We start from the raw sequence: 25,971 nt of genomic DNA, 5'->3' as shown, positions 1-25,971 counted from the left end.
CTCAGCCTGGCTCGGCCGCGGCCGGACGGCTTTGCGCCATCAGGCTGGTCTGTGCGGGTGCATTACTCGCCCAGCCGCCGTCGAACACCCTTGCGCCCAATTCGCTCGGCATCGGGACGAGCCAGGGGCTCTCGGCCAGCGTCGCGCGGGCGTCGAGCAGGCCCTGGTCCCAGCGCTGTGCCATGGTGGCGGCGCTGAACTCGTAATCCTTGGACTGGCCTTGAGGCTCGGCCGGACGATAGCTCAGCCTGACGATGTCCATGCGGGTAACGCAGCCGAAATCGTAGAGGAACTGGGCTTCCTTGCTGGCGCGCAGATCGTCGGGCAATCGCTCGATCAGGTCGTTGATGTTGTGGCGGACATCGTGGATCACACGCGCCATGTCGGTCGCGGCGCGCGTGCGGCTCGAATAGCGGATGTCCTTCTCGCGCTCCATGGCGCTCTCCAGGTCAGCGGGAAGCGGCCCTTCCGCATTGAAGACATCGACCTGGAAGGTCAGCCGGCTGCGCCGGGGTACGTAATCGAGGACGTATTGCAGCGGCGTGTTCGAGACCAGCCCGCCATCCCAGTAATGCTCGCCATCGATCTCGACGGGCGGGAAGCCCGGCGGGAGCGCGGCGCTGGCCATGATGTGTTCGGGCCGGATCGTGATCTCGCGGCTGTCGAAATAGGCGAAATCGCCGGTCCGGACATTGGCGGCGGCGACACTGAAGCGGGTATCGCCGGCATTGAGCCGATCGAAGTCGATGAAGGCCTCGAGCGTGCTGCGCAGGGCCCTGGCCTCGTAGAAGCTCACCGGCGAGCCGAACCAGTCCGTCATCGGGCGCGGACCGAAGAAGCCCGATCGCCCGAACAGGAGCGCGCTCGCGGCGTGCCAGCGCCTATTCGCCGCCTCCGTGAACGGCAGGAAAGGGAAGCTCGTGGTCGGCGCCGTGATCCGTTCCCAGAAACCGCGAAGCTGCGAGATGCGTTCTGCCGGCGCGTTGCCGGCGATGATGGCACCGTTGATCGCGCCGATCGAGATGCCGGCGATCCAGTCGGGATGGTAGCCCGATTCCGCGAGCGCCTCGTAGACGCCTGCCTGGTAGCTGCCGAGCGCGCCCCCGCCCTGCAGCACGAGCCCGATCTTTTTGTCGAAGTCGGCCGGTTTGGTCCGAAGCCGTGCCCTCATGGCGTTGCGCCTCCCGTCACTGCGTTGGTGTTTGCAGGCGCGACCGCCGCGCCGGCATCATCGGCGCTCGGAGCCGGCCTCAAGGCGTTCGAAGAGCCAGACAGCGACCGCGCCGTAGATCACATGGCCGACGAAACTCATGTAGGAGAGCTCACCGCCCTCCCCGAGCAGGTAGAAGGACAGGCCGCCGATCGGCGCCATCAGGCCCAGCGCGTTGAACCAGGTGAAGTTTCCCCAGGTGATCGCATCGGCGATCAGCGCGTCCCGGTTGATCAGCCGGGTCGCGATCAGGCAGACGGCCGCGGTCCAGAAGATGAAGTGGATCGGCGCGAAGGTGCCCGCCGCCATCAGACCGGCGATGCCGATCGAGAATGTCACGAAGACGATCGCGTCGAGCACGACGGGCCAGCGCGGCACGAAGCGCGAGATCACGAAATAGGCGACCGGGTAGCCGACAATGCCGACGCCGTAATGCAGCGCCTCGCGGATGAGATAGGGCACCGACAGGCCAAAACGATGCTGGGCGATCGCGTCGATCAACCCGGCGGGCTCGAGCGGATAGCCCAGCACGGCCTTGGTCAGCACACGGGCCCAGACCTCCCAGATCAGCAGGCCCGCCAGGCCGCCGGCGAAGAGGTGAAGGGCTGTCCGACCCTGAAGGGTCGCAGGTTTCGCGTCGGCTACCATCGTCATTTTCGGTCTCCACCCCTCAGCTCTGCTGCGACACGAGCTGAAGCAGAATTTGCTCCCCACAGCAGCTTGGTTATCGACGGGTCGTCGGCCTTGTGGCGTCGCCGGACCGCCAGCACCTGGCGCAGGCCCGCGGCGTCGCCCGCCGCATGCGCCATCCCGGCGAGCGTCTGCAGGAAGACATCGCGCTGGGCGTTGCTTCCGCCGAGCCGGTGCAGCCGGCGCGCCAGAAAGCCGACCGGCACGTCGGAGGCCCCGCCGCGCTCGCCCTGGACCAGCGCGAAGGCGAGTTCGGCGCCGACATTGCGGGCGACATTGGCCTGGTCGGTGCCCGCGCGGCCGCTGTCGTGGATGAACTCGGCGAAGGCTGCTGCCTCGTCGCGCGCGCCAGAGCCGATCAGCGCCATCAGGAAGTGCATCTGCGCAAAGACGAGCGTGGTGTCGCGCGCATGCTGGCGGGCGATCTCCGCCAGCGCCTCCCAGCGCGCCGCACCCGGATCGATCCCGAGCTGGCGCAGGCGCCACAACACCGAGGCCGCATTGGCAAAGTCGCGGAAATCGCCAGACAGGTCGCTGCCGACGTCGCGGTCATAGATCGCCAGGACGGCGTCGTGGTCGCCGCGCTCCAGCGCGAACAGGGCGAGATGCCAGGCGAAATGCCGCGAGAAATTGTTGCAGCGGGTCCAGACCGTACGGTGCTCCTCAAGCCAGGCAGTGCCCTCGGCGGTCTGGCCTCGGCTCTCGAAGACATGGGCAACGGCATGGAGTCCCCAGGCATCGTCAGCCGCGACGGCCAGAGCGGCCCGGCCGACGCGCTCCGCCTCATGCAGCCGGCCGATCTCCTCCAACCCGAAGGCGTGGCAGCCGAGCAGATAGCCATAGCCGGCGTTCGATCGCTCGCATTCGAGGCTGAGGCGGGCCGTCAGGCTGACCATGCCGTCGACATCGCCGGTCATGAAGCGCAGCGCATGCGAGAGCTTGGCGGCCAGGAAGGCGTTGGGATCGCGGTAGAGGAAATCGTCGAGGACATCGGCCGCCGCACGCAGCCGACCGGCGACGGCATGGTCCAGGGCGCCGACCAGAGCCCGCTCGAATGCCGTCCCGCCGCCATTGCGCCCAAGAGTGGCGCGCGACCGCTGCAGGCGGATGGCGGCATCGGCGAGGTTGTCCTGGCCGGCCAGGACGATGCCGGCCATGCCGGCGAGCGCATGCGCCGCCGTCAAGGCGGGCTCAGCCTCCAGCGCGGCTTCGAGATGGGCGCCCACATCGGGCCGGTGGCCGGCCAGGGCAGCAACCGCAGCGGCGAAGGCGTGGCCGGCGACCGGATGATCGACGGCGTGCTGCGAGCCGAACGCGTCGATCATGCCGCCGCTCCACGGATCTGGCGCGCGATACCGAACACGGTTGCGGGATCAGACTTCACATCCGCACCTTTCGCTGTTGGGCTACAGGGTTTGCACTTGCGAAAGGCTAGTCGAGGACAAATCATCTTGCGATGACGCCAGGGCGCGATCTTGCGGTGAACGCTTGCGCGGACCCGGCAAGAGGCCGTCGCGGGCCGCGAAGGCCTCTTTTTGCGGTGCAGCGGCTGCGCCATGCTCAAGGCGAAAGGAGGACCGATGACCACGCACGCCATCGCCAGCCCGAGCCGGCCGAGACGCTCCTTCGCGGATTTCTACCGGTCCTCGGGCTATTCGCAGTTTCCCCAGGAGCACCGCACGCATCTCTGGAGCCAGTTCCACGGCTTCGTCGTCGATCAGCAGCCGCATGACTTCACCGACATCGCCAGCACGGACTGGGTCCTCGGCCTGCCGCTGAAGGCGGCCTGTCCCACCCGCTTCGACTATGGCGACGGCTGGAAGCAGCGACCGCGCAGCCGCGGCGACTTCCTGCTGGTGCCGCCCGGTACCGAGGTGCGCTACGAGATCGCCGGGCCGACGCGGCTTCTGGTCCTGACCTGGAGTGGCGGTCTACTGACCGATCTCGACGACGAGCTCTTCGCCCATGAGGAGGCGGCACTGCGCCCCCTCATCGGCCATTACTTCAAGAACAACGTCCTCGAAGCGGCTTGCCGGTCGCTCTGGATCGAGTTGGCTCGCACCGACGACGCGTCGCGGCTTTTCCTCGACAGCGCGGTGACCCATCTCGCGGGCAGCTTGCTGCGCTGCGCCGCCCGGCACCGCGAACGCTCGACCTATCGGCGGATCGAGGTGCGGCGGGTGCTGTCCTTTATCGAGAACAATCTCGACAAGGACCTGTCGCTGACGGAGCTGTCCGCGATCGCCGGGCTCAGCCTGTTCCACTTCGCGCGGCAGTTCCAAGCGCAGGTCGGCGTCTCGCCCTACCGCTTCATCCAGCAGCGGCGCACCCAGCGCTGCCTGCGCCTAATGGAGACGAAGGACCTCCCGATCGAGGAAATCGCCCGGCGCTGCGGCTTCGCCAGCATTCGCAGCATGCGCGGCCAGATCCGGCGTCACGCCGGCGGCCGAACCGTGCCATAGTCGCCGCTCATCGCGGGGGGGAACGCGACCATGACCTACTGCCTCGGCATCTGGCTGCCGACGGGCCTCGTGCTGGCCTCCGATTCCCGCACCAGCGCGGGGGTCGACCAAATTTCGACCGTGAAGAAGCTGGCGCTGTTCGAGAAGCCTGGCGAGCGCGTCGTCGCCATCCTGTCGGCCGGCAATCTCGCCACGACCCAGGCGGTGATCAGCATGATCCGGCAGAACGCGGGCAAGGGCGGAACGGAGGGCGCCGGCGGCGACATTCTTGCCGCTCGCAGCCTGTTCGACGTCGCGCAGACCGTCGGCGCCGTGCTGCGCGAGGTGATGCGGCTCAACCGGAGCTTCGTCGAGCCCTATGGCGATCCCAGCGCGAGCTTCCTTGTCGGGGGCCAGATCGCCGGCGATGGCCACCGCCTGTTCCAGGTCTATTCAGCTGGCAATTTCGTGGAAGCCTCGAGCCGCAACCCGTTCCTGCAGCTCGGCGAGACCAAATATGGCAAACCGATCCTCGACCGCGCCCTGACCACGCGCAGCGGGCTCGACGAGGCGGCGAAGCTCGCCCTTCTCTCCTTCGACGCCACCATCCGCAGCAACCTCTCGGTCGCCCCGCCGATCGACCTGCTGCGCTACGAGGCCGGCAGCCTGATCGCCGGGCAGCTCGCCAAATTCACCGCCCAGCATCCCTACTGGGCGGATCTGCGCGAACGCTACAGCGATGGCCTGAGCCGGCTGGTCGAAAGCCTGCCCGAACCGCGCTTCTGACGATCGGAGATCAGAAGCGGCAGGTAACCGAGGATTGAAGGCGCGTCTGTGTCCCGATCGCGCCGTCCTTGTCCTCGCGCAGGCCGTCAAGCAGTTCCACGCGAGATCGCGTTCCGGCATCGGGCTCCAGATCAGGTTGGCCGCGCCATGCTGACGGTGCCTGAACGTGGTCGCCGCCGTGCAAAGGGCGAAGTCCGGGCGCATGGACTTCCTCGTCTCGGTCGGCGAAGCCTGCAGCCGCGAGTTGGCGGCGATGCGATAGCCGTCCTTCGCCAACCATGGACTCGAAAGGTGCAGCGATGTCCCGTATCCTCATTGCCGGCTCCACCGGTCTCGTCGGCCGCCATGTCCTCGAGCGCCTACTGGCCGACGACCGCTTCGTGCAGGTGGTGGCCCCGACCCGCCGCCCGCTCGCGCCCCATCCCAAGCTGTCGAACCCGATCGTCGACTATGACGCCCTGCCGCTCGATGCGCCCTGGTGGGAGGTCGATGCGGCGATCTCGACGCTGGGCACGACGCTGGCCCAGGCGGGTTCGCGCGAGGCTTTTCGCGCTATCGACCATGGCTATACGCTGGCCATCGCCCGCGCGGTACGCGATCGAGGGGCGACTCGGTTTGGGCTGAACTCGGCATTGGGCGCGAATACCGGCTCGCGCAGCTTCTATCTTCGGACAAAGGGCGAGATCGAGCACGACATCGAGGCGATCGGGTTTGTGTCCCTGGTCATCGTCCGCCCCGGCCTCCTGGGAGGCGAACGCGCCGAGGCGAGGACCGCCGAGGGTATCGGCCTGTTCGTGGCCAAGGTGATGGGACCTCTCCTGCCCCCGAAATGGCGGATCAGCCAGGCCACCCGCGTCGCCGCGGCGCTGGTCGATGGCGTGGCGAAGGGACTGCCGGGCCGCCTTGTCGTATCGTCAGAGGAGTTGGCCTGACGGCGGGCCGGGCCCGTAGAGTCGGGCTCGAACCCAGAAGTCGCCATGAAGGTCAGCCGCGTATAATTCGACAAGCACCATGAGGCGATCATCGCATCGCCGCGCGGCGGTTTCACCATCAGCGACGACAGACCTGGACGCGGCGCGTGTGCCAGCGGCCGCGATGATCACGAAAGCGCCGCGTCTCCCACCAGCAGCGGCGACCCCGATGCCATTGCGCCTGCTCGACGCCGCTATCCACGCTCACGCCAGGCACCGACGCCACGGGCGCGGCGACGGCGTCACCTGCCGACAGATACCCAAGGCCCAGCCCTGCAGCGAGAAGCCATGCTCGAACCCACATTGTCGTCTCCTTTCCCGAAAACGCGGCGGGTCGATGGCCCGCCTGTCAGAAGCGCCAGATCAGCGGCACGATGAAGACCGCAACGATGAAGAACCAGATCAGCAGGGGCAGGCCGAGCTTCCAGTAATCGCTGAAGGCATAGCCGCCCGGGCCCATCACCATCAGGTTGGTGGGGGTCGCGATCGGGGTCAGGAAGGCGCCGGCCGCCGCCACCGCCGTGCTCATGAGCACGGGCTTGGGCGAGATGCCCATGCTGGCGGCCGCAGCGACGCCGATCGGGATCACGATCAGCGCGGTCGCGGTGTTGCTGATGAGCTGCCCCATCACCGCCGTCAGCACGAAAAGGCCCGCCAGCAGCGCCATCGGCCCCGCATCGCCGACCATGACGACGAGCCGCTCGGCCAGAAGCTTGGCCGCGCCGGTTTCGACCATGGCGGTCGAGAGCGGCATCATCGCGCCGACGAGAATCACCGTGGTCCAGCTGATCGCGCGATAGGACTGCTCGACGGTCATGATGCCGGTCAGGATGATCGCGCCCGCCGCGAGCAGGCCCGCCACCGCCGGCGGCACGATGCCGGTGGCGAGCAGCAGGACCATGCCGAACAGGATGATAACGGCCTGCTGGGCGCCGGGGCCCATCGGCACGGCCTGGCGCCGGACCAGTTCCGGCGAACTGACGACAAGGACGTCGGGATCATCAAGATGGGTGTCGAGCGCCTTCCAGGTGCCCTGCAGCAACATGGTGTCGCCGGCCTCCAGCACGATGGCGCCGGCCTGCGTCGTGGCGTTCTCGCCCACGATCTCGTTGCCGGAGCGCTGCACGGCGAGAATGATCAGATCGCCGCTGTCCGTGACCATGCCGGGGAAGACACTCTCTCCGATCAAGCCTGAACGCGGCGGGATGACCACCTCGGCCAGCCCCGAGCGCCGGTTGAACAGCGTCTCCTCGCCTGCGCCCGATGCTGCGCTCTCGTCACGAAAGGCGAGATGCAGCGTCGCGGCGAAGTTGGCGGCCGCCTCCGCATCGCCGCGCAGGAGGAGATGGTCGCCCTCAGCGATGGCGTCGCGACGCAGCGGGCTTGCGCTCTCACCCTCCTGGATCGCGACGAGCTGGAGGCCGGGATAGGCGGACAGATCGATCGCCGCCGCCGGTTGTCCGACATAGGGGCAGGTCGCGCGCACGCGCAGCTGGTAGATGCCGCTGGCCAGCCCGTATTGCTCGACCAGCGTCTTGGCATGGCGGCTAAAATCGGCCGGCATGGTCGCGCCGTTGCGCTCCGGCAGCAGCTTCTGGCCGAACAGGATCATGATCGCCATCGAACCGGCGAGCAGCGGAATGCCGACCAGGGCGAATTCGAAGAAGCCGAAGCCGCCGACGCCGGCATCCATGCTCGCTTCCGAGACGAGCACGTTCACGGGCGTGCCGGTCAGGGCCAGCATCGAGCCCGCATGGGCGGCAAAGACCAGCGGCATCAGCAACTGCGAGGAGTTGCGCTTCAGCCGCACCGCGATGACCACGACGACCGGCAGCAGGGCCGCCACCGCGCCGTTGACGCTGATCAGCGCCGTCAGCAGGGCCACGAGGCCCATGGTCAGCAGCAGCAGGCGCGTGCGGCTGTCTTCTCCAGCGCCCTTGATCAGGAGCTGGCCGGCCCAGGCGGTGACGCCGGTAACCTCGAGGCCCGATGACACGACGAACAGCGCGGCGATGAAGATCACCGCCGGGTCGCCGAGCCCACCCAGCGCCTGCGGCAGGGTCAAAACGCCGGTCGCCCAAAGGGAGAGCGCCGTGCCCATCGCCACCAGCACGACCGGCACCCTGTTCGTGACGAACAGGACGACGGCCGCGGCGATGATCAAGGCGGTATAGGCAATGGGGCTCACGCGTCAGCTCCTCGTTGGGCCGTCATCGACCGGGCGAACGCCCGAGCGGTCCTTCAGTCCTCGAGCGTCGCCATCAGGATGCCGAGCCGGCAACCCTTCTCGTATTCGTCGAGCTTCACGAATTCCTTGATGGTGTGGATCTCGGCCTGGCCGGCGCCGATGGTGATGGTCGGGACGCCGGCCTTATCGAGCCAGTTCGCATCGAGACCGCCATTGGAGAAGATGTAGGTCGGCTCCATGCCGAGCAGTCCGAGCGCCTTGGTGGCGCGCTTCACGACGGGCGAATCCTGGTCCAGACGGAAGGGCGGATAGGCCGCGGCGCGCTTGAAGGCCACCTGCGCGGTGTCGCCCTCATGGTCGGTGACCGCGGCCTGGGCCTTGGCGAAAGCGGCCTCGAAGCCGTCGACGATCTGGGTGGCGAAGCTCAGCTCGGGGCTGCGCGCCTCGCCTTTCAGGAAGGCATAGTCGGTGACGACATTGGTGGCGTCGCCGGCCGGCTTGCCGTCCCGGCCGCCGAAGATGCCGATATTGCTGCTGCCGAAGGCCTCACCCTTGACGACCTTGCCGAACCAGCCGGCGGCCCTGGCCTCGGCCAGCCCGATCGCGCCGACCATCGTCGCCGAGATGCCCTTGTCGGGGGCGACGCCGGCATGGGAGGCGCGGCCGGTGATCTCGACCTCCCAGTTCTCCTGGCCGACAGCGCCGATGATGAGCTCGGAGGCGAGCTGGCCGTCGACATTGATGCACATCGCCGGGCTCTTGAGATCGGCCGGGTTCAGTTCGCGGGCGCCGTGGAGACCGCTCTCCTCGCGCACCGTGAACAGCAGCGTGATCGGCGGATGGGGCAGGTTGTTCTTGAGCAGGGTCTCGGCAACCACCACCAGCAGCGCCACGCCGGTGCGCGCATCGCCGCCCAGCGCCGTCGTGCCGTCGGAGACGATGCGGTTTCCCTCGCGCCTGGGCTTGGCGCCGGCGCAGAGCGGCACCGTGTCGAGATGGGTCGAGAACAGCAGGCGCGGGCCCGGCTTGGTGCCCGGCAGTTCGACGATCAGGTTGCCCGTCTGCGTCGGCAGCGGAATGCGCGTATTGACGTCGTCGAAGCGGATCGCGGATGCCGGCACGCCGACCTTGATCAGTGCTTCGCTGACGGCAGCCGCGATCGCGGCCTCCTCGCCGGTGACGCCCTCGACGGAGAGGAAGTTCATCAGATGGTCGATCGCCGCCTCGACATCGAGGGGAATAGTGGCGTTGCTCATGACATCCATCCCAGTTGAGAGCCCGTTATGATGACCGGGCCTGGCTTGTTGTTCAGGGTTGGGCGCGGCGGCTCACAGGCCCCAGGGCAATCCCAGCGTTTTCCAGATCACGAAGAGCGCGGTCCACACCGCGAACATGCCGGCCAGATAGGGCAGCATCAGCGCCACCACGGTGCCGACACCGGCGTTGCGGTCGTATTTCTGCATCAGGCCGACCACGAGCGCGAAATAGGCGTTGAGCGGCGTGATCATGTTCATCGGGCTGTCGCCGATCCGATAGGCCGAGAGCACTGCTTCGGGCTCGACGCCGAGCTTCATCAGCAGCGGCACGAAGACGGGCGCGAAGATCGCCCATTTGGCGATGGCCCCGGTCAGCAGCAGATCGATGATGGCAACGACGACGATGAAGCCGAGCAGCAGCGGCAGCGCGCCGATATTGGCCGATTGCAGCACGCCGGCGAGGCTGAGCGCCATCACCGTGCCCATGTTCGTATAGGTGAAATAGGCGACGAACTGGCTGAGAATGAAGAACAGGAAGATCGTACCGCCGAGGCCCTTGATCGATTTCTCGATGGCCGCGATGACATCCGTCAGCGTGCGCACCGTCCCGGCCCCGATGCCGTAGCACCAGCCGCTGGTCAGGAAGATCAGCATGATCAGGGCGATCAGCCCGTTCATGAACGGCGAATTGCCGATCAGTTCGCCGGTCGTTGGGTTGCGCAGAGGCGCACCGGCGGGAACGGTCAACAGCAGGAATACCGCGATCAGCCCGAGTAGCCCGAAGCCGGCGAAGCGCAGGCCGCGGGATTCGGCCTCCGACAACAGCGCGGCCTGGTCGGTCGTCGTCCCTTCTGCTGCCTTGGTGCGATCATAGGGTCCCAGCCTCGGGCCGACGACCTTGTCCGTGATGAACGCGATGGTCATCGTCAGCACAATGACCGACGCGAACGAGAACCAGACGTTCGAGGCCAGGCCGATGGTGCGGGCCGGGTCGACGAGACGGGCGGCGTCGTTGGTGAACTCGACGAGCACGGCGTCCAGCGGCTTGATGAGCATGTTGACGGTGAACGCGCCGGCCACGCCCGCGAAGCCGAGCGCAAGGCCCGCCATCGGGTTTCGACCGACGGCGAGATAGGCGATGCCGGCGAGCGGGATCAGCACCAGATAGCCCGCGTCGGCCGCGATGCTGGCGGTGATGGCGACGAAGGCCAGGATGTAGGTCAGCGCCGCGGGCGGCGAGATGATCACCAGCTTGCGGATGAGGGCGGTGACAAGGCCCGATTCTTCCGCGACGCCGGCGCCGATCATGGCGGCGATCATCAGGCCCACCGCGGTGAACGCCATGAAGTTGGGGACCAGCGAGGAGTAGATGAACCGGATGCCCTCGGCGTTGAGCAAACTGCGGATCGCCGTCGACGCCTTCTCGATCTGGTGCGTCTCGGGATTGATGCGCTCGTAGGACACCTGGGCGCCGAACAGGCTGAAAATGGCCGAGAGCACGATCACGATGCCAATCAGGATCAGGAAGATCACGACCGGGTGCGGAACCATGTTGCCGACCTTCTCGACCCCGTCGAGAAAGCGCTGCATCGTGGTCTTGGGCGCGGTGCTCGCCATGGCCATGTCGGCTCTCTCCCCTAGCCGGAAGCGGCCCTCCGGCGATGACGGTGCGTCCGCCCGATTGGTGAGCCGGGCGGAGACATGGAGCCGAACTTAGTGGGCTGCGCCGGGAGGGCATCGGCACAGAATCCCAAAGCTTGGGCCGGCTGTCCCAAACTTGGCGAGAATGCGACACTTTTGTGGGGCGACAGCACGTCGACATGCGGCTTCAAATCCGCAGGTCGGGCTTACCTTGCTGTATTGCCCGGCCTTCACTATCCTGACGCAACTGTCGGAGGGGGGCTCCGATCTGGCCATGGCGGCCGCGGAGGACTTGTCGGTACCGGCGATAGCCGGTCGAGGCAGGGTTCCACGGTCGCGACGACTGCGGAGCGATGCCTGATGCCCGTCACAATGCGCGGCAGTTCGACAGACCGTTGTCCGATTTCCCGGCATGCCGAGGCCGGCCGATCACCGGTCCTTTCGCCGCGGACCGCGCCGGCCCTGCGATGAAGGTCGGCACCGGAACCGCATCCCGCACCGGCCTGGCGATCATCATGGGACTTCTGCTCTCGGGCTGTGCAGCCGCGCCCCGGGGCCTGCTCCAGACCGTGGCGCCGGTGCCCGGGACCGACAAGGTCGACATGCTGACCGCCACGACGCGGGCCGTCTCGGACGAGCCCGGCGTGCTGTATGACGGCGCGCGCGGCCGGGGCGTGTCCTTCAGCAACATCGTCGTCTCGATCCCGCGCGGCCGCGAACCGGGGACGATCCAGCTGCCGCGCACGGCACCGGGCAACCCGGCGACGGATTTTACCGTCACTGCCGCGACCTCGCTGCGAAAGTCGGATCTGCCGCGCTGGTTCGCCTCCGCTGGGGGGCGCAAACGCCGCGCCTTCATCTTCGTGCATGGCTTCAACACGCCCTTCGACCGCGCCGTGTTCCGCTTCGCGCAGCTGACCCATGATTCCGATGCCAACGCGGCTCCGATCCTGTTTTCCTGGCCTTCGCGCGGGCAATTACTCGACTATCGGCTGGATCTCGACAACGCCTCGTACTCGCGCTCCGATCTCGCCGAGGTGCTGATGCTGGCGGCCAAAAGCCCGGCTGTTGGCGAGGTGGTCGTGCTCGCGCATTCGATGGGAGCCTGGGTGGCCGTCGAGGCCATCAAGCAGGTCGCTCTGGAGAATGGCGGCGTCCCGGCCAAGATCAACAATCTGATCCTGGCCTCGCCCGATCTCGATGTCGGCGTCTTCCGGCGGCAGGTCGAGGTCATGGGGCCGCGCCGCCCGCGCATCACGATCTTTGCGTCGCAGAACGACCGGGCGCTGCAGCTCTCGCAATTCCTGGCGCGCGGCGCGATCCGGCTGGGCGCCATCGATCTCTCGCTGGAGGACTACCGGTCGCAACTGGCCGGCCTCAAGGGCATCACCGTGGTCGACATCAGCGCGGTCCGGGCCGGCGACCGCGTCAATCACGACACCTATGCCGCCAGCCCCGAGATCGTCCAGCTGATCGGCAATCGGCTGATCGAGGGGCAGGTCATCACGGATTCGGACGTGTCGGGTACGGCGACGGCGCTCGAGACCGTCGGTTCCGCAGCAGGGCTGCTGATTACGGCGCCGATCCGCGTCTTCGACGCCGCCACCACGCGCTAGGGATGACGCAGAGTTATATCGGGGCTTGAGCCCGTTTCTCAGATATTGATGACCATCAAGGCTAGGCCGACGATCTTTCATATCGTCAATACGGGACGCCCAAAAGACTCATCGCATGCGACGATCCGCACTCACAGAGGTGGCCATGTCAATGTCCGCAACCGATCAGTCCAGTTACGCTGCAGAAACTTTCGTCTCGCCGTTCGCGATGCCGCAGGACGATTCGGCACTGCACGACAATTCCGCGCCGCAGCACGACATGTTCATGCGAGAGCTCGCGCCGGCGCCCATTCCCCCAACGCCCTGGATGTCCGCCGAGCCGGGCGCCGCGACCGAATGGCGCTTCGGCGATCTGACCCTGATCCGCGACGTTCGGCGCGCTGGCCAGCCTGTCTCGGGCCTGCTGCGCGCCCCGCGGTCCCGGCGCCAGGCTTGCGTCGCGCTGCTGTGCGGAGGCGCGGACGACTGGTCGACTTTGATCGTCTCGCCGCGCGTCGGCCTGGCGCTGGCGACGCTCGAACAATCGGCGCATCGCTTCGTGACCAACGAAGAGAGGTTGGCGCTGTGCATGCCCCGGGAGTGGCTCGAGGGTCTCAACGCGACGGCGGCGCCCGTGCATCGTCTCGACACGCGGATCGGGCCCGGTGCCCTGCTGGCTGGCTTCATGCATCAGTTGGCGAGCCAGTCGCCGCATATCCATGCCGACCAGGCCAAGAAGCTGGCGATCGCAACGCGTGCCCTGATCGAAGCCTGCATCGCGCCGGTCGGAGAAGCTGCCGCCCAAGCTTCGCCGGGGCTGGCGTCGAGCACGGTCGAGCGCGCGCGCCTGATGGTTCAGCGCCACATGGCCTCGCCCGATTTCGGGCCGCCACAGCTCGGGCGGCTGCTGGCGATGTCGCGCTCGAAACTCTATCGCCTGCTCGATGGCGATGGAGGAGTCGCCCATTTCATCAACCGCGAAAGGCTGTCGCTCGCGAGGCAGTCGCTCGTCGCTCCAGGCGAGCCGCTCTCGGTCCATGCCATCGCCAACCAGGTCGGCTTTCGCGATCACTCGACCTTCAGCCGGGCCTTCCGCCGGGAATATGGCTGCAGCCCGACGGATTTTCGCAGCCGCGCGCCGCTGGCGCCGGAGGACCCCACGCGCGGTCCCTGCCCCTGCGAGCGCCGGCGGGAGAATGGGATGAACAGCCCAGATTTGGGATTCTAGGCTGATCCGGCTCAGGGTCGCTGTTGCTAGTTTTCCGCCGAATGCCAGGACATGGGGCGCGACGCCGGTTGTCGAGCGCGATCAGGCGAAGACGCCTCGTCTGTTGCTGACGCTGCCCGTCACGATGCGAGTGGACGATCGATGCGAAAGTTTGCGCGGCAAGACGGGCGGGCACACGCCGCCGGCAGCGCTGACGGGGGCGAACGGAGCGGGCGTGTCTGGATCCGGCGCAGGCGCCTGCCCCTTGCCCTGTGCCTCGGCGCCCTGGTCATCGCAGCCGGCGGCTGCCAGCGCGAGGCCGAAACCGCGCCCGCTCCGTCCATTCGCACCGTTCGCACGACGACGATCGAGGCGCCGCGCCAGATCGGCGATCTCGGCTTCAGCGGCCATATCGAGGCGCAGGACCAGGCCGCGCTGTCCTTCCGCATCGGCGGGCGCCTGGCCGAGCGGCTCGTCGGCGTCGGCGCCAGCGTCACCGAGGGGCAGGTCGTCGCGCGGCTCGATCCTGAAAACGAACTCAACGATCTGCGCGCGGCGCGGGCGGCGCTGACGGCGGCCGAGGGCGCGCTGCGCAAGGCGGACAATCAGTTTCAGCGGCAGGAGCACCTTCTGGCGCGCGCCGTCACCACGCAGGCCGATTTCGAGGCCGCCGAGCAGGGCCGCACCGCGGCGCGCGCCCAGGTCGAGGCGGCCCGCGCGCGGGTCAGGTCCGCCGAGGACATCGTTGCCTTCACCACGCTCAAGGCCGATGCGCCGGGCATCGTCACGCGCGTCGGCGCCGAGCCGGCCGAGGTCGTGGCGGCCGGCCGGATGATCGTGCAACTGGCGCGGCGCGACGGGCGCGACGCTGTGTTCGAAGTGCCCGCCGATGCGATCCGTGCCATCCCCGCCGACGTGAATGTCTACGTCTCGCTCGCCAGCGATCCGTCCGTCAGCGTGCGCGGCCATGTGCGCGAGGTCGCGCCGCAGGCCGACCCGGTGACGCGGACCTTCCGGGTGCGCGTGGGGCTGGCCGACCCGCCGGCTTCCTTCCGGCTTGGTACCGCGGTGTCGGGCGCAATCCGCGGCGGCGAGGCGTCGGGCATCGCGATCCCGGCCACGGCGCTGACGCAGCAAGGACAGGCGACCGGCGTCTGGGTCGTCGATCCCACCGCGCTGACCGTCTCGCTGCGCAAGCTTGATCTGGTGTCACGCGATCCCGCCACCGCGCTTGTCGGCAAGGGGCTGGCGCTGGGCGACATCGTCGTCACCGCCGGCGCCAATCTCCTGAAGGAAGGGCAGCGCGTGCGCCTGTCCGGGGCCGAGACACAATGAGTTTCAACCTGTCAGAATGGGCGCTGAAGAGCCGCTCGGTTGTGATCTATCTCATGATCGTGGCGGTGGCGGCCGGCGTGCTCGCCTTCGTCAAGCTCGGCCGCAACGAGGACCCGGCCTTCGTCATCAAGTCGATGGTGGTCGTGGCCGCCTGGCCCGGCGCGACGATGGAGGACACGCTCAAGCAGGTGACGGAGCGGCTGGAGCGGCAGATCGAGGAGACGCCGGGCCTGGATTTCGTGCGCAGTTTCACGACGCCGGGCCGCACGACGATCTTCGTCAATCTGAAGCAGTCGGTGCCGGCAAGCGAGGTCCAGGAAACCTGGTTCAAGGTCCGCAACCTCGTCGCCGATGTCCGCCACACCCTGCCGGCGGGTACGCTGGGGCCGTTCTTCAACGACCGCTTCGGCGACACCTTCGGCATCATTTACGGCTTCACCGCCGATGGGTTCACCGGCCGCGAACTGCGCGACCATGTCGAGGCCGCCCGCTCGCGGCTCCTACTGGTGCCCGACGTTTCCAAGATCGAGATCATCGGCGCGCAGGACGAGCGCATCTTCATCGAATTCTCGGTGCGCGAACTCGCCAATCTCGGCATCGACCGCACGGCTCTGCTGGGCGCGCTGCAGGCCCAGAACGTGGTGCGGCCGGCCGGCGTGGTGCAGACGCAGGACGAGAAGTTCTCGCTGCGGGTCTCAGGCGCCTTCCAGTCGGAAGACGATCTGCTCAACGTCAATTTCCCGGTGGGCGACCGCATGGTGCGGCTGGCCGACATCGCGACGGTGAAGCGCGGCTTCGCAGATCCGCCGCAGCCGATGTTCCGCGTCAACGGCCAGGCGGCGATCGGGCTCGGCATCGCCATGCGCGAGGGCGGCGACATCCTGGCGCTCGGCGCCAATATCAAGGCGGCGATGGCTGGGATCACGGCCGATCTGCCGGTCGGCATCGAGCCGAGGCTGGTGGCCGACCAGTCGGTCACGGTCGATGAGGCGATCGACGACTTCATGACCTCGCTCTGGCAGGCGGTGGCGATCATCCTCGTCATCAGCTTCATCAGCCTGGGCGTGCGGCCGGGCCTCGTCGTGGCGCTGTCGATTCCGCTGACGCTCGCGGTCGTCTTCGCCATCATGAACGTCATCAACATCGACATGCAGCGGATTTCGCTGGGCGCGCTGATCATCGCGCTGGCCTTGCTCGTCGACGACGCGATGACGACGACCGATGCGATGGTGACGCGGCTGGCGGCCGGCGACCCGAAGGAGAAGGCCGCGACCTTCGCCTTCGAGAAATACGCGGTGGCGATGTTCGCCGGCACGCTGGTGACGATCGCGGGCTTCGTGCCGATCGGCTTTGCGGCAAGCTCTGCTGGTGAATACACCTTCTCGCTCTTCGCCGTGGTCAGCATCGCGCTGGTCGTCTCCTGGTTCGTCGCGGTGATCTTCGCGCCCGTCCTGGGCATGGCGCTGCTCAAGGCGCCCAAATCCACCGGCAAGACAGCCGGGCCTGGTCGCGTCGAACAAGGCTTCCGCTCCATGCTGTCCGGCGCGATCCGGGTGCGCTGGCTGACGATCGCCGTCACCATCGGGCTGTTCGTGGCCTCGATGCTGGCCTTGCCTTTGGTGCCGCGGCAGTTCTTCCCGGCCTCGGACCGGACCGAGCTGCTCGTCGACATGAAGCTGCCGCAGAACGCCTCGATCTATGGCAGCGAGGCCCTGGTGAAGCGCTTCGACGCGGCGCTCAAGGACGATCCCGACGTCGCGCGCTGGAGCACCTATGTCGGGCGCGGCGCGATCCGCTTTTACCTGCCGCTGAACGCGCAATTGCCCAACGACTTCTTCAACCAGGCGGTGATCGTCGCCAAGGACGTCGCCGCCCGCGACCGGCTGCAAAAGAAGCTCGAGGCCAGGCTCGCCACCGAATTCCCCAATCTGATCGCGCGGGTTTATCCGCTCGAACTCGGGCCGCCGGTCGGCTGGCCGGTGCAGTATCGCGTCACCGGCCCAGACATCGCCGAGGTCCGCAGCATCGCGATGAAGCTGGCGCAGGTCGTCGCCGCCAGCCCCCACACCGACCAGGTCAATTTCGACTGGATCGAACCCGCGCGCGAGCTGCGCCTGCGCGTCGATCAGGATGAGGCGCGACGGCTGGGTCTCAGTTCGGCGGCGCTGGCGGGCATCGTCAATACGGTCGTCTCCGGGACGGTGGTGACGCAATTGCGCGACGACATCTATCTCGTCGATGTCGTTGTGCGCGCCCAAGGCGCCGACCGCATCTCGCTCGACACGCTGCGGACGATGCAGGTGGCGCTGCCCGGCGGCCGCTCGGTGCCGCTCTCGCAATTCGTCACCTTCAGCTACGATCTCGACGCCCCGCTGATCTGGCGTCGCGACCGGGTTCCGACGTTGACGGTCGCCTCCGACATCAAGCCCGGCGTCCTGCCCGAGACGGTGGTCAGCGCGCTGGCGCCGGGCATCGACGAACTGCGCAAGACGCTGCCGCCGGCCTATGGCATCGCCACCGGCGGCACGGTCGAGGAGAGCGCGACCTCGCAGGCCTCGGTGATCGCGGTCGTGCCGGTAATGCTGCTGATCATGTTCACCGTGCTGATGGCGGAGCTGCGCAGCTTCAAGCTCTTCGCCATCGTGATCAGCATCGCGCCGCTCGGTATGATCGGCGTCGTCGGCGCCCTCCTGATTTCGGGCAAGCCGCTGGGCTTCGTCGCCTTGCTCGGCGTGCTCGCGCTGATCGGCATCATCACCAAGAATGCGGTGATCCTGATCGGCCAGATCGAGGCGGAGCGGGCCGACGGCAAAAGCATCACGCAGGCCGCGCTCGACGCCGCCTCGACGCGCTTCCGGCCGATCATGCTCACGGCGATTTCGACCGTGCTCGGCATGATCCCCATCGCGCCGACCGTGTTCTGGGGGCCGATGGCCTTCGCGATCATGGGCGGGCTTCTCGTCGCCACCGTGCTGACGCTGATCCTGCTGCCGGTGCTTTATGTCACCGTCTTTGGCGGCGCCTCGCCTGCCGCGGAAGCCAAGGCGAAAGGCCCCGATTCAGTCACGGCAGGAGTGCCTGCACGATGAGCCGCCGGTTCAGCACGATGGTCACCCGTCATCACGGTCGATCCGCGCCCCGCCTTTGCAGCGTCGCGCTCCTTCTCGCGCTCGCGGCCTGCGACAATGCCGAAAAAGCGGTCCCGAGTGCCGGCCGTCCCGTCCAGGTCGTCATGGTCGAGGCCAGCAAGCTCGCGGCCGGCGTCGAACTCAGCGGCGAGATCCAGGCCGAGAAAACGGTGTCGCTTGCCTTCCGGATCGCGGGGCGGATCACAGAGCGGCCCGTCAATGTCGGCGACCGCATCACGCCGGGCCAGATCGTCGCCAAGCTGGACCGGACGATCGAGACGAACGCCGTCACGGCAGCCAGGGCCGCGCTGGAGGCGGCGCGGGGCGAAGTCGCGACCGCGCGCAACACCTTCGAGCGGCAGGAGCGGCTGATGGGCCAGGGCTTCACCACCCGCCCGCGCTTCGACGCCGCCCAGAAGGCACAGGAAACCGCGCAGGCGGCGCTGGAGACCGCAGAGGCACAGCTCGAACTGGCGCAGGACAGGCTCGGGTTCACCGATCTGCGCGCCGACGTCGCCGGCGTGGTGACCGCGCGCAGCGCCGAGCCCGGCGAGGTTGTCCAGCCCGGGCAGGCGATCGTCCAGATCGCCCGCGAGGATGGACGCGACGCCGTCTTCAACGTCCCAGCGCGGCTTTTGGAGGCCAAAACTGGCGATCCTCTCGTCACCGTCAGGCTGGCGGAGGCGCCGGGGATCAGCGCGATCGGCCGCATTCGCGAGATCGCGCCCCAGGCCGATCCGGTGACTCGGACCTTCCAGGTCAGGGTCGGGCTGCAGGACCCGCCTGAGGCGATGCGGCTGGGCTCGACGGTGGTGGGTTCGGTCGAGACGACCTCGGCCGCGATCATGTCGATCCCCGCCAAGGCCCTGACCCAGTCCGGCACCGCGCCGGCGGTCTGGATCGTCGATCCCGCGACATCGACCGTGAGCCTGCGCCCGATCGACATCCTGCGCTTCGACCCGGACCATGTCGTCGTGTCGCAGGGCCTCGTTCCCGGCGAGACGATCGTCGCCGGCGGCGTCCAGGCGCTCCATCCCGGCCAGCGCGTCGCGCCTTTGGCTCCCGGTGCCAGCGCGGCGAACACTGCCGCCCGGGCGCCGGGCTGAGCCGACCGGCATCTTCGCCGACGCGGCGACTGTCCCTTTCAACACAAGGATAACGTCCATGAGCGATCTGGTCTTCATCGCCTTCCCGACCGAGCAGAAGGCCGAGGAGGTCCGCCAGAAGATCCTGGCAATGCAGCGCGAATATCTGATCGAGCTCGGCGACGCCGTCGTCGTGGTCAAGGACGAGGCCGGGCAGATCAAGCTCAACCAGCTGATCAACCTGACCACGACGGGCGCGGCCTCAGGCGCGCTGTGGGGCACGCTGATCGGCTTCATCTTCATGGCGCCGCTTCTGGGCACGGCGCTGGGCGCGGCTTCGGGCGCGCTGGGCGGCAAGCTGACCGATGTCGGCATCAACGACCAGTTCATGAAAGACGCCGCCGCCGCGCTGCAGCCGGGCACGGCGGGGCTGTTCCTGCTGATCCGGAAAATGACGACCGACAAGGTGCTTGCCGATCTGCGCGGCAGCGGCGGCACGTTGATGAGCACCTCCTTCGACGAGACCAAGGAAGCGGCGCTCCGCGAGGCGCTCGCCGCCGCGGCGCCTGGCGAGACGGTGACGCCGGCTGCGACATGATCGGCCCCGGAGCCGGCGGCCCGATGGCGGAGCGAACGCAATGGGCGCTCGCGACCGCCAGGCTCGCCGACTTCCAGCCGCTGCTCCCGGCGGAGGAGGAGGTCGTCGCCCGGCTGCTCAGCGGCACCTATGACCGCCTCGGCGACGGCAGCCGGCCGACAGCCCCCGATCCAAGCCGAGTCGTCAGGGCCGCCTTTCTGCGGTTCCTGATGCTCGGCGGCGAACCGGGTTGCCGTCCCCATGAGAAGGGCATCCGCATCACCGGCGCCTGGATCGTCGACACGCTCGATCTCGAAGCCTGCCATGTCTTCCGCGACATCGGGCTGATCGACTGCCATTTCGAGGCGACGCCGATCCTGCGCGCGGCGATCATCAACCGGCTCTTCCTCGACGGGTCCTCGCTGCCCGGGCTCGAGGCTGAACGTCTGGAAGCGCGTGGCGGCGTCTATCTGCGCGGCGCGCAGGTGAATGGCGAGATCGCCATCGCGCAGTCGCGGCTGGGCGGAAACCTTGAATGCGATGGCGCGACGATCCGCGTCGCCAGCGGCCATGCCATCGACGCCGATGCGATCGAACTGCGCAATCTCCTCATCCGGGGCGCGATCCTGCGCGGCTCGATCGGCTTGGCGGGCGCGCGGATCGCGGCCGATCTCGATGGCGCCGGTGCGCTGATCGAGGGCGTCGAGAGCCTGGCCATCGATGGGTCCGAGGCCGAGTTCGGCGGCAGCGTCGTGCTGCGACGGGCCCGGACCGAGGGCGAGGTGCGGCTTATCGCCTGCGTGACCGGCGGCGATCTCGATTGCAGCGGCGCGACGCTGAACAACGCCGGCGCGATGGCGCTCGACCTTAGCCGCGCGTCGGTCAAGGGCGCTTTCTTCCTGCGCGGCGAGGCGTCCGTCACGGGTGCCCTGTCGATGACCGGCGCCTCGATCGGCACCATCCATGACGAGGTGGCGTCCTGGCCGGCGCACGGTGAACTGCTGCTCAACCGCTGCCGCTACGGCGCCTTCATCGCCGCCCCCGTCGATGCGGCAAGCCGGCTCGACTGGCTCTCGCGCCAGGCGCCCGAACGCTGGGGCGAGGATTTCTGGCCGCAGCCCTACGAGCAGCTCGCCGCCGTGTTCCGCGAGATGGGCCATGGCGAGGATGCGCGCGCCGTCCTGATCGTCAAGGAGCGGCTGCAGCGGCGGGCGCGGCGGGCGCGGGCGAAAAATCCACTCTGGCGCGCAGCGTTGACGCTGACCGACGGCTTCCTGGCCGCGACGCTGGTCTATGGCCGCCAGCCGCTGCTCGCCTTCGTCTGGCTGATCCTGTTCTGGCTCCTGGGCGTCGGCATCTTCGGCATGGCCGAGGCGGCGGGGGCCTTCAAGCCCAACAGCGCCGTCGTGCTGCGCGCGCCGGAATGGACGCTATGCGGCGTCGAGCGCACGCAGCAACGGTTGCTCGGCGCGCCGCCGCAAGCCGCGCCAGGACGCGCGGCGCCGGGCCAGACGCAGCTCGCCTGCTATCGCGAGCAGGGCGAAGCCTCGAGCTACCCCGCATTCAACCCCTGGTTCTACTCGCTCGACACGCTTTTGCCCGTGCTCGATCTCGGCCAGAAATCCTTCTGGCGGCCGGATCCGATCGGCCGTCATGGCAGGGTCGCGATCAACTACTTCTATTTCCAGGCGATCATCGGGTGGGCGCTCAGCCTGCTGGCGGTCGCGGGCTTTTCCGGCCTGGTGAAATCGACATGATCGGGCCGTGATGCAACGCTGCGGGGGTGACAGGTGAGCAAGGCTGCCAAGACGAAAGAGGCGATCGGCGGGGCGGACCTCGACGGTCGCACGCCGCTGACCATCGATCTCGCGCTCCAGGGCGGCGGCGCGCATGGCGCCTTCACCTGGGGCGTGCTCGACCGCATTCTGGAGGAGGACTGGCTGACGATCAGCGCGATCTCCGGCACATCGGCCGGCGCGATGAACGCCGCCGTGCTGGCTTCGGGCTTCGCCAAGGCCGGCCGCGAGGGCGCAAGGCTGGCGCTGGAGGCGTTCTGGCGCAAGACCTCGGAGGCCGCGCGCTTCAGCCCGTTCCAACGCAGCCCGCTCGATGTCCTGCTCGGGCGCTGGACGCTCGACAATTCGCCGCTCTTCGTCGCCATGGACATGATGTCCCGCGTCGTGTCGCCCTACAGCCTCAATCCCGGCGGGGCGAACCCGCTGGCCGACATCCTGGCCGAGGTGATCGATTTCGAGGCGCTGGCGGAAGGGCCGATCAAGCTCTTCGTCACCGCGACCAATGTCCGCACCGGGCGCGGCCGCGTCTTCCGTAACGCAGAGATCACGCCGCAGGTGCTGCTGGCCTCGGCCTGCCTGCCGACCTTGTTCCAGGCGGTCGAGATCGACGGCGACGGCTATTGGGACGGCGGTTATTCCGGCAACCCGACGATGACGCCGCTGATTCAGGAGAGCGACGCGCTTGATACCATCCTGGTCCAGATCAACCCGGTCGAGCGGCCGGGCACGCCGACGACCGCGCGCGACATCCTGAACCGGCTGAACGAGGTCTCGTTCAACAGCGTCCTGCTGAAGGAACTCAGGATGATGGCGCTGCTGCGCAACAGCGCCAACCCGAAGGACCGTGAGGGCGCGCGCTGGGCCGGGATGCGGCTCCACCGCGTCACCAGCGACAGGATGGCAGAGCTCGGCTATTCCTCGAAGCTCAACGCGGAATGGGAGTTCCTGACCATGCTGCGCACCGAGGGGCGGCAGTCGGCGGAAGCCTTCTACCGCGCGCACAGGGACGATCTCGGCCAGCGTTCGACGCTCGACCTCAATGAACTGACGCAGGGCGTGTGAGCGGGATGCCCACCAGCAGGATCCATCAAGGCGCGCAGGTGCTGATCGCGATCATCCTTGTGGTCGCGGCCTTGTCGATCGCCAGCTCCGTCTTCGCACCCGTGGCGTTTGCGCTGTTCATCATCGCGCTGGTCTGGCCGCTGCAGCGCAGCCTGCAGGGCTTCCTGCCGCACATGCTGGCGCTGGCGATCAGCATCGTGGTGATGGTGCTGGCCTTCGTCGCCTTCGGTTCGCTGATCGTCTGGGCGTTTGGCCGCGTCGGACGGTGGATCGCCGCCGATGCGGCCCGCTTCCAGCAGTTCTACGACCAAGCCACGCTCTGGCTGGAGGGTCATGGCATCGCCGTGACCGGGCTCTGGGCGGAGAATTTCAACGTCGCCTGGATGCTGCGCATGGCGCAGACGATCAGCGGACGGCTGAACACGACGATGAGCTTCTGGCTGGTGGTGCTGGTCTATGTCATTCTCGGCCTGCTCGAGGTCGAGGATTTCGGCCGCAAGCTCCGGGCCATGCGCAACCGCGTGGTCGGCGACGTCTTGCTGCGCGGCAGCATGCAGACCGCTGACAAGCTGCATCGCTACATGATGGTGCGCACCGTGATGAGCGTGATCACCGGCCTGCTGGTCTGGGGCTTTGCCACGATCGTGGGCCTGCCTTTGGCGGCGGAATGGGGCTTCATCGCGTTTTCGCTGAACTACATCCCCTTCCTTGGGCCGCTGGTGGCGACCGTCTTCCCGACGCTGTTCGCGATGACGCAGTTCGGCTCCTGGGAGGCGGTGGTGGCAGTCTTCGCCTGCCTGAACCTGATCCAGTTCGTCGTCGGCAGCTATATCGAGCCGCGCGTCGCCGGCAGCGCGCTCTCGATGTCGCCGACGCTGGTGCTGTTCGCGGTGTTCTTCTGGGCCTATCTCTGGGGCGTGTTCGGGGCCTTCATCGGCGTACCCGTCACGATCGCGCTGCTGACCTTCTGCGCCCAGCATCCCGCGAGCCTCTGGGTCGCGGAACTGTTCGGCGCGGGGGCCCCCGAGCCGGTGCCGGCCATCGACGTCGTCAAGGTCTGACGGAGCGAGCCTAAACACATCGCTTCAAGCGCCGGCGGTCGGCCGGATCTCGACCCGCTCTGGCGCCATCATCGCAAGGCTGCCATCGGCGCCCGCGCCGAGATGGTGGATGTAGAACGCGGTCGGCTCGTCATTTGTCGCCTCCATGACCGGGGATGGCGCCGAGGCGATGCGCAGCGGGCCGCAGCGGCCGATCCAGTCGATATGGCGATGGCCATGCATCGCGACGAGCCGATGCGCCTGCGGCTTGAGCAGGCGGATGAAGCGGCTGCCATTGATCAGCGCGGTGCCGATCCGCTCCGAGAAGGCCTTGGCCTGCTGCGGATACTCGACCGGATGGTGATGCAGCGCGATGATGAAGCGCGCGCGGGGATACTGCGCCAGCGCCACCAGCATCGCCTGCATATCCTCTTCCGCGACCAAACCGAGCGCGTTGGTGAAGGAGAAATGCGTCTCCGCATTCGAGTTCAGCAGCACGACGCCGAGTCCATCCGGCTCGGCCGGCGGCAGCACCATTGGAAAGGACGCCTCCCAGATCGCCGACAGCCCACGCGACAGGCGCAAGCCCCCGGCATCGGCGAAGGCCGCGATCGCCGCGCGATGGGGCGCCAGATGCTGCGACAGCGTCTGGCCGATCACCCCCGCCGTCTTGTCGACGACATGGACGCGCCCGCCCTGCACGGCCTCGGTCACCGACAGCGTCCGCATCTGGCGCAGGCGCTTGCCGGGGCTTCCGGGCAGCTCAAGCCGCGCTGGATTGGCGCGATCGACGATGTTGACGTCGTGATTGCCGGGCAGGATCAGGGTCAGTGCGGCCAATTCGGGATAGCGGGCGAGAGCGTCCAAAAATTCCGCCCATTCGGCCGAGCGGCCGGCATCGGTCATGTCGCCGGTGATCAGCACGAGATCGAGCGGCGCGGCGGCATGGATGCCCGCAAGCCGCTCCAGCGCGGCGTGCAGGCGTTCATTGCCACGCGGGCCGGCGCGACCGCTCTCGATGCGAAAGCCGTAACGCTCGCCGACGACATGGATGTCGGAGAGATGCGCGACGCGCCACACCTGCGAGGACAGGGCCGGATCGTCGAAGTCCACAAGATTGCGCGGCTGCGACATGCTCGCATCCGCAACGCCCCAGACCAACGCGGCGCCGGCGAAATAGGCGCTCATGACGACCGCGGTATTGGCCAGGGACGGGCCGAGGATGCGCCAGGGCTGGCCGAGATCGGCGATCTCGCCGGACCAGCGCGTCGCCGGCCAGACGGCCGCCGCGATGGCCAGAGCGATAAGCGCAGCCCCGAGGCCGGCCGCGAATGCGGTCAATCCGCGCAAGCGTGCGCGGCGGTCCTCGCTGGCATCCAGCGGGAGGAAGCGCTCGGCGAGATGGCGCAGGCCCTCCCGCGCCAGCACATAGCCCGGCTGGACCGCGAGCGAAATCAGCGACCAGAAGCTGCGTTCGGCAGCCCGAAACAGGGGCCGCAGGCCAAACCAGCCGATGGCGGCGACCAGCCCCAGCAGCAGGATCGGCCCGAGGCCGGCCAGCGCCAGGATCCGGTCGGCGACATCGTCATACCAGGCAGTCACCACCAGCGGCGCGACGCCGAGCAGGATGCCGGGCACCAGAACCAGGATGATCCAGGCCAGCGCGAGCTTGGGCAGGTTGATCTCGCCCAGAAGCGTGCCGGCTATGGCGAGCAGGGAATGCGTCTTGGTACTGCTCGCGTCGTCCTCGGCGTCGCCACGTCGCGGCTCGATCAGCATTGGCGCAGTGCCGTCGGGCACGGTAGCCAGAGGGAAAACTCTTCGAGACGGCAGGCAGCGAGCATCGACGAAACCTAGATCGGCCCCCGCCAAAATGGGACGGCCAGCACAGAACTGAGACAGGCGGCAGATGCCCGACACGGATACGGATGCTACCTTATTGCGGATAATCAAAGCAAGATCA

Annotated in this window: 19 protein-coding genes; 12 read left to right on the top strand and 7 right to left on the bottom strand. The window is 67.8% G+C overall.

The features are described 5' to 3' along the window. Position 1 precedes the first annotated feature (1 nt). The 3 genes from IP69_RS10465 to IP69_RS10455 are packed head-to-tail and all read right to left on the bottom strand — an operon-like array spanning position 2 to position 3,225. Positions 2–1,171, bottom strand: a complete 1,170-nt coding sequence (locus IP69_RS10465; RefSeq protein ID WP_197279796.1) for a patatin-like phospholipase family protein — start codon at positions 1,169–1,171, stop codon at positions 2–4. Between the two features lie 57 nt (positions 1,172–1,228). After that, positions 1,229–1,864, bottom strand: a complete 636-nt coding sequence (locus IP69_RS10460; protein WP_156323386.1) for a hypothetical protein — start codon at positions 1,862–1,864, stop codon at positions 1,229–1,231. Further along, positions 1,861–3,225 (bottom strand): hypothetical protein, encoded by a 1,365-nt coding sequence (locus IP69_RS10455; protein ID WP_054142761.1) that lies wholly within the window; start codon positions 3,223–3,225, stop codon positions 1,861–1,863. Before IP69_RS10455 ends, IP69_RS10460 begins: the two co-directional genes overlap by 4 nt. 255 nt (positions 3,226–3,480) lie before the next feature. Here IP69_RS10455 and IP69_RS10450 point away from each other — a divergent pair, with 255 nt between their 5' ends. The 3 genes from IP69_RS10450 (at position 3,481) to IP69_RS10440 (ending at position 6,059) form a co-directional block, all read left to right on the top strand. Beyond that, on the top strand, positions 3,481–4,362 hold the full coding sequence (locus IP69_RS10450; protein ID WP_197279794.1) for an AraC family transcriptional regulator: 882 nt from the start codon (positions 3,481–3,483) through the stop codon (positions 4,360–4,362). A gap of 30 nt (positions 4,363–4,392) precedes the next feature. After that, the gene (locus IP69_RS10445) at positions 4,393–5,127 is read left to right on the top strand and encodes a peptidase (RefSeq protein WP_054142759.1); all 735 of its coding nucleotides are present in this window, start codon (positions 4,393–4,395) and stop codon (positions 5,125–5,127) included. A gap of 299 nt (positions 5,128–5,426) precedes the next feature. Then, positions 5,427–6,059 carry an NAD-dependent epimerase/dehydratase family protein gene (locus tag IP69_RS10440; RefSeq protein ID WP_054142758.1) on the top strand — a complete coding sequence of 211 codons (633 nt, stop codon included), beginning with the start codon at positions 5,427–5,429 and terminating at the stop codon, positions 6,057–6,059. Positions 6,060–6,447: 388 nt separating this feature from the next. Here the strand turns inward: IP69_RS10440 and IP69_RS10435 are convergent, their stop codons facing one another. From IP69_RS10435 to IP69_RS10425, 3 genes are all read right to left on the bottom strand, one after another. Next, positions 6,448–8,286, bottom strand: coding sequence for an SLC13 family permease (locus IP69_RS10435; protein WP_054142757.1), 1,839 nt, complete (start codon positions 8,284–8,286; stop codon positions 6,448–6,450). Positions 8,287–8,339: 53 nt separating this feature from the next. Beyond that, a complete protein-coding gene (locus tag IP69_RS10430) occupies positions 8,340–9,551 on the bottom strand; it encodes a M20/M25/M40 family metallo-hydrolase (RefSeq protein ID WP_054142756.1) in 1,212 nt (403 codons plus the stop codon). A 63-nt stretch (positions 9,552–9,614) separates the two neighbouring features. Next, entirely contained in the window at positions 9,615–11,165 is a 1,551-nt protein-coding gene (locus IP69_RS10425) for an AbgT family transporter (protein WP_054142755.1), read from the bottom strand. A gap of 485 nt (positions 11,166–11,650) precedes the next feature. On the opposite strand from IP69_RS10425, the gene IP69_RS10420 reads away from it, so the two are divergent. The 9 genes from IP69_RS10420 (at position 11,651) to IP69_RS10380 (ending at position 24,029) form a co-directional block, all read left to right on the top strand. Next, entirely contained in the window at positions 11,651–12,799 is a 1,149-nt protein-coding gene (locus IP69_RS10420) for an alpha/beta hydrolase (RefSeq protein ID WP_248306792.1), read from the top strand. 151 nt (positions 12,800–12,950) lie between these two features. Beyond that, positions 12,951–14,006 (top strand): helix-turn-helix domain-containing protein, encoded by a 1,056-nt coding sequence (locus tag IP69_RS10415; RefSeq protein ID WP_197279793.1) that lies wholly within the window; start codon positions 12,951–12,953, stop codon positions 14,004–14,006. Between the two features lie 141 nt (positions 14,007–14,147). Then, a complete protein-coding gene (locus IP69_RS10410) occupies positions 14,148–15,320 on the top strand; it encodes an efflux RND transporter periplasmic adaptor subunit (RefSeq protein WP_082359210.1) in 1,173 nt (390 codons plus the stop codon). Next, complete coding sequence (locus tag IP69_RS10405; protein ID WP_054142753.1) at positions 15,317–18,409, top strand: efflux RND transporter permease subunit; 3,093 nt, start codon at positions 15,317–15,319, stop codon at positions 18,407–18,409. Before IP69_RS10410 ends, IP69_RS10405 begins: the two co-directional genes overlap by 4 nt. Then, positions 18,406–19,554: an efflux RND transporter periplasmic adaptor subunit gene (locus tag IP69_RS10400; protein ID WP_248306791.1), complete on the top strand. Its 1,149-nt coding sequence runs from the start codon at positions 18,406–18,408 to the stop codon at positions 19,552–19,554. Before IP69_RS10405 ends, IP69_RS10400 begins: the two co-directional genes overlap by 4 nt. A gap of 58 nt (positions 19,555–19,612) precedes the next feature. Continuing rightward, complete coding sequence (locus tag IP69_RS10395) at positions 19,613–20,131, top strand: DUF1269 domain-containing protein (RefSeq protein ID WP_054142752.1); 519 nt, start codon at positions 19,613–19,615, stop codon at positions 20,129–20,131. 23 nt (positions 20,132–20,154) lie between these two features. Then, positions 20,155–21,867 (top strand): hypothetical protein, encoded by a 1,713-nt coding sequence (locus IP69_RS10390; RefSeq protein ID WP_054142751.1) that lies wholly within the window; start codon positions 20,155–20,157, stop codon positions 21,865–21,867. Between the two features lie 63 nt (positions 21,868–21,930). Then, positions 21,931–22,968, top strand: a complete 1,038-nt coding sequence (locus IP69_RS10385) for a patatin-like phospholipase family protein (protein ID WP_054142795.1) — start codon at positions 21,931–21,933, stop codon at positions 22,966–22,968. Positions 22,969–22,973: 5 nt separating this feature from the next. Next, a complete protein-coding gene (locus IP69_RS10380; protein WP_054142750.1) occupies positions 22,974–24,029 on the top strand; it encodes an AI-2E family transporter in 1,056 nt (351 codons plus the stop codon). A gap of 24 nt (positions 24,030–24,053) precedes the next feature. On the opposite strand, the gene IP69_RS10375 is transcribed toward IP69_RS10380, so the two are convergent. Then, the gene (locus IP69_RS10375; RefSeq protein WP_054142749.1) at positions 24,054–25,787 is read right to left on the bottom strand and encodes a metallophosphoesterase; all 1,734 of its coding nucleotides are present in this window, start codon (positions 25,785–25,787) and stop codon (positions 24,054–24,056) included. Between the last annotated feature and the right edge of the window lie 184 nt (positions 25,788–25,971).

The sequence above is a fragment of the Allobosea sp. AAP35 genome, from assembly GCF_001295925.1.
Taxonomy (GTDB): Bacteria; Pseudomonadota; Alphaproteobacteria; order Rhizobiales; family Beijerinckiaceae; genus Allobosea.
Note: the sequence above shows the minus strand (reverse complement) of the source record. Positions and strands in the feature narration are given on the sequence as shown.